This window comes from Aeromicrobium sp. 50.2.37 (assembly GCF_024655735.1).
Lineage (GTDB): Bacteria > Actinomycetota > Actinomycetes > Propionibacteriales > Nocardioidaceae > Aeromicrobium.
Genome location: NZ_JANLGG010000012.1, coordinates 4,672 through 18,550, shown reverse-complemented (window position 1 = coordinate 18,550; position 13,879 = coordinate 4,672). Strand labels below are relative to the sequence as shown.

At 72.8% G+C, this 13,879-nt stretch carries 11 protein-coding genes; 4 read left to right on the top strand and 7 right to left on the bottom strand.

The window, feature by feature from the left end; translation table 11 throughout:
* Nucleotides 1-139 precede the first annotated feature (139 nt).
* Nucleotides 140-937 carry a DUF4344 domain-containing metallopeptidase gene (locus NUV38_RS08035; RefSeq protein ID WP_257728627.1) on the bottom strand — a complete coding sequence of 266 codons (798 nt, stop codon included), beginning with the start codon at nucleotides 935-937 and terminating at the stop codon, nucleotides 140-142.
* Nucleotides 938-989: 52 nt separating this feature from the next.
* Between NUV38_RS08035 and NUV38_RS08030 the strand changes: the two genes are divergently transcribed.
* Nucleotides 990-1,922: an oxidoreductase gene (locus tag NUV38_RS08030; protein ID WP_257728626.1), complete on the top strand. Its 933-nt coding sequence runs from the start codon at nucleotides 990-992 to the stop codon at nucleotides 1,920-1,922.
* A gap of 7 nt (nucleotides 1,923-1,929) precedes the next feature.
* Here the strand turns inward: NUV38_RS08030 and NUV38_RS08025 are convergent, their stop codons facing one another.
* The gene (locus NUV38_RS08025) at nucleotides 1,930-3,198 is read right to left on the bottom strand and encodes a nitrate/nitrite transporter (protein WP_257728625.1); all 1,269 of its coding nucleotides are present in this window, start codon (nucleotides 3,196-3,198) and stop codon (nucleotides 1,930-1,932) included.
* A gap of 106 nt (nucleotides 3,199-3,304) precedes the next feature.
* On the opposite strand from NUV38_RS08025, the gene NUV38_RS08020 reads away from it, so the two are divergent.
* The gene (locus NUV38_RS08020) at nucleotides 3,305-4,027 is read left to right on the top strand and encodes a DUF1684 domain-containing protein (RefSeq protein ID WP_257728624.1); all 723 of its coding nucleotides are present in this window, start codon (nucleotides 3,305-3,307) and stop codon (nucleotides 4,025-4,027) included.
* Nucleotides 4,028-4,038: 11 nt separating this feature from the next.
* On the opposite strand, the gene NUV38_RS08015 is transcribed toward NUV38_RS08020, so the two are convergent.
* The 4 genes from NUV38_RS08015 to pdhA are packed head-to-tail and all read right to left on the bottom strand — an operon-like array spanning nucleotide 4,039 to nucleotide 9,046.
* Nucleotides 4,039-5,364: a TrkH family potassium uptake protein gene (locus tag NUV38_RS08015; RefSeq protein WP_257728623.1), complete on the bottom strand. Its 1,326-nt coding sequence runs from the start codon at nucleotides 5,362-5,364 to the stop codon at nucleotides 4,039-4,041.
* 52 nt (nucleotides 5,365-5,416) lie between these two features.
* Nucleotides 5,417-6,853 carry a dihydrolipoamide acetyltransferase family protein gene (locus NUV38_RS08010; protein ID WP_257728622.1) on the bottom strand — a complete coding sequence of 479 codons (1,437 nt, stop codon included), beginning with the start codon at nucleotides 6,851-6,853 and terminating at the stop codon, nucleotides 5,417-5,419.
* A gap of 16 nt (nucleotides 6,854-6,869) precedes the next feature.
* Entirely contained in the window at nucleotides 6,870-7,877 is a 1,008-nt protein-coding gene (locus tag NUV38_RS08005) for an alpha-ketoacid dehydrogenase subunit beta (RefSeq protein WP_257728621.1), read from the bottom strand.
* Complete coding sequence (pdhA, locus tag NUV38_RS08000; RefSeq protein WP_257728620.1) at nucleotides 7,874-9,046, bottom strand: pyruvate dehydrogenase (acetyl-transferring) E1 component subunit alpha; 1,173 nt, start codon at nucleotides 9,044-9,046, stop codon at nucleotides 7,874-7,876. Before pdhA ends, NUV38_RS08005 begins: the two co-directional genes overlap by 4 nt.
* A 231-nt stretch (nucleotides 9,047-9,277) precedes the next feature.
* On the opposite strand from pdhA, the gene NUV38_RS07995 reads away from it, so the two are divergent.
* Nucleotides 9,278-10,990, top strand: a complete 1,713-nt coding sequence (locus NUV38_RS07995) for an FAD-dependent oxidoreductase (protein WP_257728619.1) — start codon at nucleotides 9,278-9,280, stop codon at nucleotides 10,988-10,990.
* Nucleotides 10,991-11,654: 664 nt separating this feature from the next.
* Here the strand turns inward: NUV38_RS07995 and hisC are convergent.
* Nucleotides 11,655-12,725 (bottom strand): histidinol-phosphate transaminase, encoded by a 1,071-nt coding sequence (gene hisC, locus NUV38_RS07990; RefSeq protein ID WP_257728618.1) that lies wholly within the window; start codon nucleotides 12,723-12,725, stop codon nucleotides 11,655-11,657.
* A gap of 44 nt (nucleotides 12,726-12,769) precedes the next feature.
* On the opposite strand from hisC, the gene NUV38_RS07985 reads away from it, so the two are divergent.
* Entirely contained in the window at nucleotides 12,770-13,735 is a 966-nt protein-coding gene (locus NUV38_RS07985; protein ID WP_257728617.1) for a DMT family transporter, read from the top strand.
* Nucleotides 13,736-13,879: the final 144 nt, after the last annotated feature.

Genomic DNA, 13,879 nt, shown 5'->3' with positions numbered 1-13,879 from the left:
CGTATCGAGACCACCTGGCGACGGCTCGGCGCGGACCCACCTCGCACCGAGCCCCCAGACTGGTCTCGATACGTCATCGCCACGCTCGTACCTCACGGGCTCTGACGACTCAACCAGCGGAGCGATCCCGCCGACGGCGTCAGCCGCGCAGCGCGTCGGCGTCGTCGAGCAGCTCGCGCCAGCCGACGCGCAGCCGGTCCCACTCGTCCTCGCAGAGGTCCGCCCGGTCCTGCGTGAGCGGCTCGTCGTCGACCAGGTCCTCCCACGTGTCGGGGTCGGACCCGTACAGGTAGCAGAGGTAGTTGACCGCCCGCGCGGCGTCGGAGGAGTGCTCGTCGTCGGGATCGGCCTCGTACGCCGACGCGAGGATCTCGTACTCGTAGGCCGACGACAGGAGCGCGTCGGTCGACGTCTCGTCGCCGGACTCGGCGAGCCGCCAGGCGGCGAACTGGTCGGCCACGTCCTCCTCGCGCCCGGTGAACGGCAGGTCGAGCAGGTCGAGCACCGCGTGGCCGGACTCGTGGAAGAAGGTCTCGCGCCAGATGCCCCGCAAGGTCTCGTCCACGTCGTCGGCGTCCGCGTCCTCCAGCTCGTCGCGGCTCGCCTTCACGTCCTGCAGGCAGAGCTCGACGAGCGCCTCGCCCTGGAGGTAGCCGGTGCCGTCCTTGCAGGACGTCACCTCGATCGTCAGCTCCCGCGGCAGGGCCACGACGGAGCGCAGGTCCTTGGCGGCGTCCTCGAGCACGCCGCTCTCACGCACGTCGTCCTGCCAGCCGCGCCAGGCCCGGGGCACGTCGGGATAGGTGACGACCACCTTGGCGCCGGCCCCCGCGTCGCCCACCGGGGCCGACGACACCTCCTCGACGGAGGAGGACCCGAGGACGAACCCCACGACGGCTGCGACGACGACGGCCATGACGACGAGGACCCTGCTCACCAGCGGATCATAGGTCCGGCGCGGCTCGCCGGGGGCCGCTACCGTTCATCCCATGAGCTGGAGCGCGCAGGACATCCCCGACCTCACCGGCACCCGAGCGGTCGTCACCGGCGTCACCGGCGGGCTCGGCTTCCACACGGCCCTCGAGCTGGGCCGCAAGGGCGCCGCCCTCGTGGTCACGGCACGGAACCCGAAGAAGGCCGACGACACCGTCGCGCGGCTGCGGGCCGAGCTCCCGGACGTCGACCTCGAGACGCTCGCCCTCGACCTGGCCGACCTGGCCGACGTCGAGCGCGCCGCCGACGAGCTCACGTCGCGGCACGAGCGCATCGACCTGCTCGTGAACAACGCGGGCATCATGATCCCGCCGAAGAGCGCCACCGTCGACGGCTACGAGCTGCAGATGGGCACCAACCACCTCGGGCACTTCGCCTGGACCGGGCGGCTGTGGCCGGTGCTGAAGGCCAGCGACGCCCGGGTGGTCACGGTCTCCTCCCTCGCCCACACCGGCGCCAAGGGCATCGACCTGCGCGCGCTCACCCCGGAGGGCTCGCCGCGGCGCTACCGACGCTGGCAGACCTACGCCGAGTCCAAGCTGGCGAACCTGTCGTTCGCGCTGGAGCTCGACCGCCGCGCGAAGGCCGCCGGCCTCGGCGTCGTGAGCACGGCGGCGCACCCCGGCTACGCCAACACCGAGCTCCAGCAGACCGGGCTCAAGATGGGCAACCCGCTGCTCGGCTTCGGTCTGCACCAGATCAGCCGGGTGGTGGGCCAGTCGGCCGCAGCCGGCGCCCTGCCCTCGCTGCGGGCGGCGACCGACGAGAGCTTCACCGGCGGCGAGTACGTCGGCCCGAACCTGCTCGGTCAGATGCGCGGCAAGCCCGTGCTCGTCGGCATGACCCGCTGGGCGCGCGACGAGCAGCTGGCCGACAACCTGTGGACCGCGTCCGAGATCGCCACGGGCGTCCCGTTCGACGTCGCCTGACCGGTTCCTAGGCGAGCCCGCCGCGCCAGCGCTCGCGGGCGTCGGGGTCCTCGGCGAGCAGCCCCGCCCGCGTGCGCCGCCGGTAGCGCCAGATCTGCACGATGCCGACGGCCCACAGCACGTACTGCACCGACATGGCCCAGCGGAACGACTCCGCCGAGTAGGCCGTGCTGGACCCGGGCGTCCGCCAGTCGAGGACCAGGCCGATCGCCACGACCAGCAGCAACGAGGCGACGAAACCACCCTGGTTGATGATGCCCGTCGCGGCGCCCAGCCGGTCGGGAGGGTTGAAGGAGCGGCCGAGGTCGAAGCCGATCATGGAGGCGGGGCCGCCCACCCCCACCACGACCACCAGCACCACCAGGAGCCAGGCCGGCGCGTCGCCCGGCCACACCAGCACGACCGTCCACACCGCGACGACCGCCCAGACGATGCCGAGCACGATGCTCGATCGCTGCCAGGGGTCGCGGGTGATGGCCCAGGCCAGCGTCGGCCCGGCCACCATGACGGCGAGCACGAGGATCGTCAGCAGCGCGCCGGCCTCGGCCGGCGTGCGGCCCTCACCGCGCACGAAGAACGGGTAGCCCCACAGCAGACCCAGCGTGGTGGCGCTGAACTGGGTCGTGAAGTGCACCCAGAAGCCCAGGCGGGTCCCTGGGTGGCGCCACGACGCCGCCAGGCTGGACCGGACCGTCGTCCACGAGAGCGGCGCGCCCAGCACCCGGGGCGAGCCGGGCTCGTCGTGCACGACCAGCAGGAGCGCCGCGAGCAGGACGATGCCCAGCGACGCCGCGGCCAGGTAGGTGCTGGTCCAGCCCAGCTCACGCAGCGCCCACGTCATGGGGGCGGCGGCCACGAGGGCACCCATCTGGCCGAGCACGCCGGTGAGCTGGGTGACGAGCGGGATCCGCCGCGACGGGAACCAGGTGTTCACGAGCCGGAGCACGCACACGAAGGTCATCGCGTCGCCCAGACCCACGAAGACGCGGGCGACGAGCGCCAGCGCGAACGTGTCGGCCAGGGCGAAGGTCACCTGCGCCGCGGTGAGCACCAGGACGCCGATGGTGAGGATCCGTCGAGGTCCGAACCGGTCGAGCAGCAGACCGACCGGGATCTGCATGCCGGCGTAGACCACCAGCTGGAGCATGACGAACGTCGACAGCTGGGCGGCCGAGATGCCGAACCGGTCGCTCGCGGCGAGTCCGGCCACCGCGAGCGACGAACGGTGGAAGACGGCGAGGAAGTAGAGGGAGAGCCCGACGAGCCAGACCGCCACCGGCCCTCTCCTGCTCGTCGCTGCGCTCACTCGCCCCAGTATGCGCCGGGTCCGGAGCCGTGGTCAGGTCGCGTCGGGGGTTGCGGATCCGCCGAGGGTCTCTAGCGTGGCCGGTGTGCTGACCTTGGTGGACTGGCGGGTGCGCGTGGCCGCGCTCTACGAGCAGGTGCGTGCCGATCCCGACCCCGAACGGGGTCATGCGGCGTGGCGGAGCGGTCGCGACGAGCTGTTCCGCAGCCATCCCCAGTCGCCGCTGCCGGCGCGCGACCCCCTGCGCGAGACCGGCCTGCCGTACTGGCCCTACGACCCCGCGTGGCGGTTCGAGCTGCCGCTGCTGCCACCCCCGACCGACGCCATCGATCCCGACGAGCGGGTCGTCGACGGTGGAGGCGACGGCGACGTGACCATGCTGCGCACCGGGCAGCTGGCCCTGCCGTCGGGCTCGACGCTCGACGTATGGACCCTGCAGCAGTACGCCGGCGGCATCTTCGTGCCCCTGCGTGACGGGACGTCGGGCCGGGACTCAGGAGGCGGTGGCTCGTACGGCGCCGGCCGCTACCTGCTGGACACCGCCAAGGGGTCCTGGCTCGGCGGGGGTGCCGGGCCACGGGCGGCGGAGAGCACCGGCGGGGGTGCCGGGCCACGGGCGGCGGAAGGCACCGGCGGAGGCGCCCCTCGAGAGGCTCGGGGAGCGGAGGAGGTCCTCGTGCTCGACCTGAACTTCGCGTACCACCCGTCGTGCCGCTACGACGACCGCTGGCGCTGCCCCCTGGCGTCACCGGGCAACACGGTCACCGACGTCGTCGAGGCCGGCGAGAAGATGGCCTGAGGCGGGACTCGTCAGCCGACGACCACGTGCTCCTCGGGGAACGTGTAGCGCCGTCGACGGGCCGACAGGGCGAGTGCCGCACCGACCGTCACGACGCCGACGCGACCGACGAACATGAGCACGACGAGCACGACCTCTCCCGCCGGTGGGAGGTCGGCGGTGACGCCGGTGGACAGCCCGACGGTCGCGAACGCCGAGATCGACTCGAACAGCAGCGGCTCGAACTCCAGGTCCGTGACGACGAGCAGCGCCATCGTGCCGCTGACCACCGCACCCACGGCGAGCAACGCCACCGTCAGGGCCTGGCGCTGGACCGTGGCGGGGATGGTGCGGCCGAAGACGAAGACGTTCTGCTCCCCCCTCAGCTCGTTCCAGATGATGAGGGCGAGCACGACGAAGGTGCTCACCTTCACGCCGCCGGCCGTGCCGGCGCTGCCGCCACCGATGAACATGAGGACGTCGGTGAGCAGCAGCGCCTCCGAGCTCGCGCTCCCGTAGTCGATGGAGTTGAACCCCGCCGTCCGCGGCATGACCCCGCCGGTGAGCGACGCGAGCATCTTGCCCCCGGTCGACAGGGGGCCCAGCGTCTGGCCGTTGGTCCACTCGGCGAGGCCGAAGCCGACGGTGCCGACCACCAGCAGGACGAGCGTGCCGTAGATCGTCAACCTGGTGTGCACGCTCCAGCGCCGCCGGGTGCGGTTCATCATCTCGACCACCACCGGGAAGCCGAGACCGCCGAGCACGACCGCGACGCAGAGCGGAAGCATGATCCAGGGATCGGCGACGAAGCCGACCAGGTTGTCGGAGTAGAGCGCGAACCCGGCGTTGTTGAAGGCGGAGACGGCGTGGAAGACGGCGTGCCACGCCGCGCTGCCGACGTCGCCGTCGTCGTACACGGTCAGGAAGCGTGGGAAGAGGACGGCCGCCACGCTCGCCTCGGCGATCACGATGACCACCGCGAGCCGTCGCACCAGCGCGCGCACGTCACCGAGGGAGATCGCGTGGGTCTCGGTCTGGGCGATGAGGCCGTTGCGCAGGCCCAGCTGACGCCCGACGACGATGAGCAGCACCGAGGCCAGCGTCATGATCCCGAAGCCGCCGACCTGGATCAGCCCGAGGATGATCGCCTGGCCGGCCGGCGTCCAGAACGTGGCGGTGTCGACCGTCGTCAGACCCGTCACGCACACCGCGGACACCGAGGTGAAGAGGGCGGGCAGGAACCCGCCGGAGCCCGGCTCGGTGCTCGCGAACGGCAGCGACAGCAGGACCGTGCCGATGGCGATGGTGGCCAGGAACGCCAACGGGACGACGCGGGTCGGCGTCAGCGTTCTCCTCACGACGTCCGACTGTAGACGTCGTCCGTGACGGCGGCGGCCGCCGCGCCCACGCTCAGAAGGTGAGGGCGAGGGCGGGGTCGCGCAGGAGCGCGGCGACGTCGGCCAGGAACTGCGAGCCCTGCTGGCCGTCGACGACGCGGTGGTCGAAGCTGACCGCCAGCGTCGTCACCCAGCGTGGCTCGATCCGCTCCGTGCTCGATCCCGCCTCCGGCCCGGCACCCGGGCTGCCGACGACCCAGGGACGTCGATCGATCTGGCCGACGCACAGGATGCCGGTCTCGCCCGGGTTGAGGATGGGCGTGCCCGCGTCGACGCCGAACACGCCGACGTTGGTGATCGTGAACGTTCCACCGCTCATCTGCGCCGGCTGCGTGCGACCCGCGCGTGCCGTGGCGGTGAGGTCGCCCAGCGCCTGCGCCAGCTCGACCAGGCTCATCCGGTCGGCGCCCGGGATGTTGGGCACCACGAGACCGCGGTCGGTGGCCGCGGCGACGCCGAGGTTGACCGAGCCCTTGAGCACGATCTCCTGCGCCTGCTCGTCCCAGCTGGCGTTCAGCTCGGGCGTGCGGGCCAGCGCCAGGCACACGGCCTTGGCCACGACCAGCGTCGGCGAGACCTTGACCTCGCGGAAGCGACGGTCGGCCTTGAGCCGCTCCACCAGCTCCATCGTGGCAGTGACGTCGAGCGTGACCCACTCGGTGACGTGCGGTGCCGTGAACGCCGAGCTGACCATGGCCTGGGCCGTGGCCTTGCGGACGCCCTTGACCGGGATGTGGGTGTCGCCCTCGGCGGACCTCACCGGTGCCGGTGCGGCCGGTGGCGTCGAGGTCGGCGCGGCGGACGGCTCCGGCCTGCGACCGGCGATGAACGCCTCGACGTCGGCGCGGGTGACCACGGGGCCGTCGCACGGGACCGTGGTGAGGTCCACGCCGTGGTCCTTGGCCAGCTTGCGCACGGGCGGCTTGGCCAGGGTGCGGGTCTCGACCCGCTGCGCGGGGGCCTGCTCGTGGCCGGTGACCGGCTCGGTCTCGTGAGCGGGCGCGGTGGGCACGGCCACGGAGCCGACCGGCTCGGCATCACCCTTGCGCCGACGTCGGCGCGTGGACGTGGTGCGCACCCCGTAGCCGACGAGCACGGGCTCGCGCGGTTCCTGAGCCTGTCGAAGGGTGTCCTCCACCGCCGGCTCCTCGGCGTCGTCCTCGACCGGGCGCTCGTCGGTGAGGTCGCGGGCGTCGTCGGGCACGACGGCTCCCGTCGGACCACCGATCGCGATGATCGGCGTGCCCACGGGCACGGTCGTCCCCTCGCGCACCAGCAGGGCCGTCACCTCGCCCGCGAACGGGCTGGGCAGCTCCACGACCGACTTCGCGGTCTCGATGTCGACGATCACCTGGTTCACCTCGACGACGTCGCCCACGGCGACGTGCCAGGTGAGCACCTCGGCCTCGGTCAGTCCCTCGCCCACGTCGGGCAGCCTGAATTCACTCATGCGATGTCCCCCGCTCTCAGAACGCCATGGCGCGGTCGACGGCGTCGAGCACACGGTCGAGGTCGGGCAGGAACTCCTCCTCCACCCGACTGGGTGGGTAGGGCATGTCGTAGCCGGTGACGCGCAGCACGGGCGCCTCGAGGGAGTAGAAGCACTCCTCCTGCACGCGGGCGGCGATCTCGGCACCGAGGCCGAGCGTGCGCGACGCCTCGTGCACCACGACGGCGCGACCCGTGCGACGGACCGACTCGTGCACCGGGCCGAGGTCGAGCGGGCTGAGCGTGCGCAGGTCGATGACCTCCAGGTCCACCCCGTCCTCGGCGGCGGCCTCGGCCGACTCCAGGCACGTGCGCACCATGGGTCCGTAGGCCAGCAGCGTGGCGTGACGGCCGTCGCGCACCACCTGCGAGGCGTGAAGCGGCGTGCTCTCCTGTCCGACCGGACCGGCGTCCCAGTAGCGACGCTTGGGCTCCATGAACACGACCGGGTCGTCGCTGGCGATCGCCTGCTGGATCATCCAGTACGCGTCGTGGGCGTTCGACGGGCTCACCACGCGCAGGCCGGCGGTCAGGCAGAACTGCGCCTCGGGGCTCTCGGAGTGGTGCTCGACCGCGCCGATGCCACCGCCGAACGGGATGCGGATGATGGCCGGCATCGTCACGACACCCTGGCTGCGGGCGTGCAGCTTGGCGACCTGGCTGACGATCTGGTCGTAGGCCGGGTACACGAAGCCGTCGAACTGGATCTCCACCACGGGGCGGTAGCCGCGCAGCATCATGCCGACGGCGGCGCCGACGATCCCGGACTCCCCGAGCGGGGTGTCGATCACGCGGTCCTCGCCGAAGTCCTTCTGCAGACCCTCGGTCACGCGGAAGACGCCGCCGAGCGGGCCGACGTCCTCACCCATGACGACGACCTTGGGGTCGTCCTCCATGGCGGCCCGCAGGCCGGCGTTGATGGCCTTGCCGAGGCTGAGCCGCTGGCCCACGGCCGAGGTGCGCTGCGGCGTCGTCGACGTCGTCATGCCGCACCGCCCTCGGTCTCGAACGAGGCCCGGTAGGCCAGGTACTCGGCCTTCTGCTCCGCCAGCTCGGGGTGCGCGTCGGCGTAGACGCCGTCGAACAGCGCGCCGAGGTCGGGCTCGGGCAGGGAGCGGCAGGCCTCGCGCAGGTGCGCACCGAGGTCCTCGGCCTCCGTCTGCAGGTCGGTGAAGAACGACTCGGGGGTGTCGACCTCGCGCAGGTACGTCTCCACCCGGGCCAGAGGGTCGCGGTGCTTCCACTCCTCCACCTCGGCGGTGTCGCGGTAGCGGGTGGGGTCGTCCGACGTCGTGTGCGCTCCCATCCGGTACGTGACCGCCTCGACGAGCGTCGGTCCCTCGCCGTCACGTGCCCGCTGGAGCGCCGCCTGGGTGACCGCGTGCACGGCCAGCACGTCGTTGCCGTCGACCCGCACGCCACCGAAGCCGTAGCCGGCGGCGCGCTGCACCAGCGGCACGCGGCTCTGGCGGGCCGTCGGCACCGAGATGGCCCAGTGGTTGTTCTGGCAGAAGAAGACGACCGGTGCGTTGAACGACGACGCCCACACGAACGCCTCGTGCACGTCGCCCTGGCTGCTCGCGCCGTCGCCGAAGTAGGCGAGAGCAGCGGCGTCGCGGGTCTGGTCGCCCGTGCCGACCACGCCGTCGCGCTGCAGGCCCATCGCGTAGCCCGTGGCGTGCATGGTCTGGGCGCCGATGATGATGCTGTAGAGCGCCATGCCGGTCTCGGCGGGGTCCCAGCCGCCGAGCTCGACGCCGCGGAACAGGCCGAGCAGCTTGGCCGGGTCGATGCCGCGGCACCACGCCACGCCGTGCTCGCGGTAGGTGGGGAACGCGAAGTCCTGCGCCGCGAGCGCGCGGCCGGAGCCGACCTGCGCGGCCTCCTGCCCGAGGCACTGCGCCCACAGGCCGAGCTCGCCGTGGCGCTGCAGGGCGTGCGCCTCGTGGTCGATGCGACGGACGAGGAGGAGGTCGCGGTACATCGCGCGGATGCTCTCGTCGTCGCCCTCGAAGGCGTAGCGCTCGTGCTCGACCCGACGACCCTCGGGAGTCAGCAGCTGGACGAGCTCGGTGTCGACGGTCGAGGGTGTGGCCACTCGCCGCGACCCGGCGTCCGTCGTGGACGTGGTCGGGGTGTGCAGGGGTACGGTCATGCGCTGTTCCTCTCGCTGCCGGCGCGGGGTCTCCACGTCGGTGGGGCGGTACGGGACCACCGGCCCGCAGTGGTGGCGCGGGAGTGGCGGTCGGTCGTGGCGTGACCGCAGTCACATCACGACGCCACGGTAACGCGTCGGGCCCACGTCGGCCAAGCCCCGCAGCCCCCGTGGGGCGCACGTTCACCGGATCGTCACCGGAGGCGACCGGGTCCTTCCTAGACTTCGGGGGTGGACCACCCCGTGATCCTCCTCGCGAGCAACGAGCACGCCTCGCTCCTCGACGACGAGTTCCGCCGCTACCACCGCGACTACGACGTGCGGATCGCTCGTACGTGCGCCGACGCCACCGCCCTGCTGGAGCGGCTGTGCGCCGACGGCCGCCAGGTGGCGCTCGTGGTGCAGGACGCCGCTCTCCCCGACGCCGACGTGTGGACGTCGTTCGCCACCTGGCGTCGGGTGGTGCCCACCGCACGCCGGCTCGTGACCGTCCCCTGGGACCGTTTCCTCGACGAGGGCGACCGGCTCCGCCCCGGCCTCGCGCACGGCAAGTTCGACGGCTACCTGCTCATGCCACGGGGCCTGCGCGACGAGGAGTTCCACGGCGCCGTCGGGGAGCTGCTGTCGGACTGGGGGTCCACCGTGGCGACGCCGGAGGTCGAGACGATGCAGATCGTCTCGGGCCCGTCCAACCCGCTCACGGCCGCCGTGCGCGACTTCGCCCAGCGGATGGGCATCCCGATGGGGGTGCACCACCCCGACAGCGACATCGGTCGCGCGGTGATGGCCGAGCTCGTCGAGGGCGGCGGCGAGCCCGGGGAGCCGGTGCTCGCCAGCGTGTACCGACCGCCCTTCGTGCCGACGTCGGTGCGCGAGGTCGCCCAGGTCATGTACGGCGGACCCGGTGAGACGGTGGTCGACGACGTCGTCGACGTCGCGGTGGTCGGCGCCGGACCGGCAGGCCTGGCCGCCGCCGTGTACGCGGCGAGCGAAGGGCTGAGCACCGTCGTGCTCGAGAGCGAGGCCATCGGCGGGCAGGCCGGCACCAGCTCGATGATCCGCAACTACCTCGGCTTCCCGCGCGGCGTCTCCGGCATGCGGCTGGCGCAGCGCGCGCGGTCGCAGGCGATCCGGTTCGGGGCGCGGTTCCTCACCGGGTGGGAGGTCGACGCGCTCCGACCGTGCGTCCCGTCGGCCCCGCACGCCGAGCGTGAGCACGTCATCACCACGGTGGGCGGCGGGCAGGTGCGCGCGCGGTCGGTCGTGATCGCGACGGGCGTGGCCTACCGCCACCTCGACGTCGCGTCGGTCGAGGCGCTCGTGGGTCGCGGGGTGCACTACGGGTCGGCGATGACCGCGGCGCAGGAGGTCGAGGGCCAGCCGGTGGTCGTGGTCGGTGGCGGCAACTCCGCCGGGCAGGCGGCCATCCACCTGGCGCGGTTCGCGTCGTCGGTGACCATCGTCGTGCGCCGCGACCTCGGCGAGACGATGTCGCAGTACCTCGTCGACGAGCTCCGCTGGAACGAGCGCATCTCGGTCCGGGTGGGCGTCGAGGTCGTCGACGGCGGCGGCGCGGGACAGCTGGAGTGGCTCGACCTGCGCACCAACGCCACGGGTGAGGTCGAGCGGGTCGTCGCGGCCGGGCTGTTCCTGCTGCTCGGCGCACGCCCGACGTGCAGCTGGCTGCCGGCCGAGGTCACGCGCGACCCCAACGGCTTCGTGCTCACCGGTCGCGACGTGCCGAAGGAGGCGTGGCTCGGCCCCGGCGGCGTGCCCGGCCCCTGGTCGGCCGAGGCGATCGTCCCGCCGGAGACCCTCGCCACCACCGCCCCCGGCGTCTTCGCCGTCGGCGACATCCGCGCCGGGTCGATGAAGCGCGTCGCCGCCGCCAGCGGCGAGGGCGCGTCGGTCGTCCCGCTCATCCACCGCTGGTTGGCGCCGTAGGCCCCGTCGGCGTCCTGGGTCTGGACCTGCGGCTGCGTCGCGTCGGCTGGGTCCGGGCCGGCGGCGGCGTTGCCTCGGCTGAGTCTCGTCCTGCGGCTGCGCTTCTGCCTCTGGTCCGGACCTGCGGCTGCGCTGCGTCGGCTGGGTCTCGCCCTGCGGCTGCGCTGCCTCGGCTGGGTCTCGTCTCGGTCTCCGAGAGGGCCTCGACCGGCGGCCGGGCTTCCGCTCGGCCAAGTCTCGGTGCTGCGGGCTGGTCCTGGGCCGTCGGAGGTAGGTGAGGCACCGAATCGAGAGGTCAGAGGTATCGGGAGTAGGTGAGGCACCGAATCGAGACGTCGGAGGTAGGTGAGGCACCGAATCGTGACGTCGGAGGTAGGTGACGCACCTCAAAGCACTCGTATTCGGTGCTTCTCCTACCTCTGACGGCCTCGACCGACGCACGATGAGGCAGTCGGGTGGTCAGGACGACCTGAACGCATCATCGTGCGTATCGGTGGCCCGAGAACCCAGGTCGAGTGCGCACCCACCGCCGGTCGAGGCCCCTTGCGGAGCGCAGGTCGACGCAGAGCCGAAGCAGCGCAGCCGCAGGTCCAGACCCCGCCGAGGCAGCGCAGCCGCAGGACGAGACCGAGTGGAAGCGACGCAGCCGCAGGTCGGGACCCGCCTACCGCCCCGTCAGGTGGCGCGCCGCGGCGTCCAGCAGGCGCTCGTTGGCCGCGTCGGTGCCGACGCTGATCCGCACGCCGCCGCCGTCGGCCACCGGTCCGGGGAAGGGTCGGACGGAGACGGGCCACAGTGCCTCAGCGAGGGCGGGGCCCTCGTCGGTGGCCAGCCACACGAAGTTCGCCTCGCTGTCGGGGACGGTCCAGCCTTGCCCCCGGAGGCCGTCGAGCAGCGTCGCGCGCCCCGCGACGACCAACTCGACGCGCTCGGCCAGCTCGTCGCGTGCCTCGAGCGACGCGACCGCAGCCGCCTGGGCGACGTCGGTGACGCTGAACGGAGGCGTCGCCTTGCGCGTCGCGGCAGCCACGTCGGCGTGGCCCACCAGGTAGCCGACGCGCAGGCCGGCGAGCCCGTACGCCTTCGAGAAGGTGCGCAGGACCACCACGTTGTCGAAGCGCGCCTGCAGCTCCAGGCCCCGCGCAGCGGCCGGGTCGCGCACGAACTCCACATACGCCTCGTCGACGACCACCAGCACCGACGGCGGCAGGGACTCGACGAAGCGCTCCAGCTCGGCGTGGCCGACGACCGGGCCCGTCGGGTTGTTCGGCGTGCAGACGACGACGACCTTCGTCCGGTCGGTGACCGCCGCGGCCATGGCGTCGAGGTCGTGCGTGGCGTCCGCGCGCAGCGGCACGCGCACGTGCGTGGCCCCCGTGACGGTGACGGCGATCGGGTACGCCTCGAACGAGCGCCATGCCGTGACCACCTCGTCACCCGGTCCGCAGTACGCGTCGAGCAGCGAGAACAGCACGGCCACCGAGCCTGTGCCCGCGGCGAACGCCTCGGTCGGGCGGTCCAGGTGGGTGGCCAGCGCCTCGTGCAGCCGCGTGACGCCGGCGTCGGGGTAGCGGTTGACGCGAGCCAGCTCGGCCGCGGCGCGCTCGACGACGCCCGGCAGCGGGGGGAAGGGGTTCTCGTTGCTCGAGAGCTTCAGCTCGTCGAGCTCGGCGGCGCGGCCGGCCTTGTAGCCGGGGATGGCGTCGACGACGGAGCGCGGCAGCGGGACGGTCATGGGCCGAGAGTAGCCGCGCGCCGCCGGACCGCGATGATGCTGTCGTGACCAGCGCCCGCCTCCCGCAGCCCGTGCGGTCACCCGTCGTCGGCTACGCGCTGGTCCTCACCGCGGCCGTCCTGTTCGGGCTCAACGCCGGCGCCTCCCGCATCCCCCTGCGCTCGGACACCGACGAGGCCACGTTCACGACGGTGCGCATCACCGGCGCGCTGCTCGTGCTCGTCGTCATCGCCCTCGTGGTCGACCGGTCCGCCCTCCGCCTGCCCGCCGTACGACGTCTTCCGCTGTTGATCGGCCTCGGTGTCGTCGGCATCGCCGGGCTGCAGGGGTTCTACAACGTCGCGATCAACCGGCTGCCGCTCGGCATCGCGCTGCTGCTGGAGTACACGGGTCCGGTGCTCGTGGTGCTGTGGGTGCGCTTCGCCCGACGCGAGCCGGTGCACGCCCGGATGTGGCCGGCCCTGGGGCTCACCCTGGTCGGGCTGGCGGTCGTGAGCCAGGTCTGGTCGGGCCTGGTGTTCGACGGGCTGGGGGTGGTCATGGCGCTCCTGGCGGCCGGCTGCTTCGCCGCCTACTTCCTGCTCGGCGAGGACGGCGGTGTCTCGGCCGAGCCGCTGCACCACATCCTGTGGGCGTTCGCGATGGCCGCGGTCCTCATGAACGTCGTCGCACCCGCCTGGGAGGCCGACGCGCTGGGCGCGGACGCGTCGATGCTCGGCCGTCTCTCCGACCTCACGGTCCCGGCGTGGCTGGCGATGGGCTGGGTCGTGGTGCTCGGCACCGTCGCGCCGTTCTTCCTGCTGCTGCTCGCGCTGCGCGCCCTGCCGGCCACCGTCGTGAGTGTGGTGGCCATGCTCGAGCCCGTCGTCGCGAGCGTCGTCGGCTGGGGCTGGTACGCCGAGTCGCTCACCGCCGTCCAGCTGGGTGGCGTCGTGCTGGTGCTGGTCGGGATCGTGCTGGCGCAGACCGCCCGGCGCGACCACCCGCACGAGCTGCCGCCCCTCACCTAGCCGCACGTTCTCCCCGCTCCCGCACGGGAAGCAAGCCGTGCGGACGGAGGTTTCCCGTGCGTGGCGGCAGATTCCCAGGTCGCCCTGGGAATCTGCGGGACGGGAGGGGGGGACCACCGTCCCCGGCGCATCCCGCGGGGGGGG

Excerpts from the sequence above, each read along its gene's own strand:
- pdhA (WP_257728620.1), bottom strand. The coding sequence starts at position 9,046 with ATGACCGTACCCCTGCACACCCCGACCACGTCCACGACGGACGCCGGG.
- NUV38_RS08010 (WP_257728622.1), bottom strand. The coding sequence starts at position 6,853 with ATGAGTGAATTCAGGCTGCCCGACGTGGGCGAGGGACTGACCGAGGCC.
- NUV38_RS08005 (WP_257728621.1), bottom strand. The coding sequence starts at position 7,877 with ATGACGACGTCGACGACGCCGCAGCGCACCTCGGCCGTGGGCCAGCGG.
- hisC (WP_257728618.1), bottom strand. The coding sequence starts at position 12,725 with ATGACCGTCCCGCTGCCGCGCTCCGTCGTCGACGCCATCCCCGGCTAC.
- NUV38_RS08030 (WP_257728626.1), top strand. The coding sequence starts at position 990 with ATGAGCTGGAGCGCGCAGGACATCCCCGACCTCACCGGCACCCGAGCG.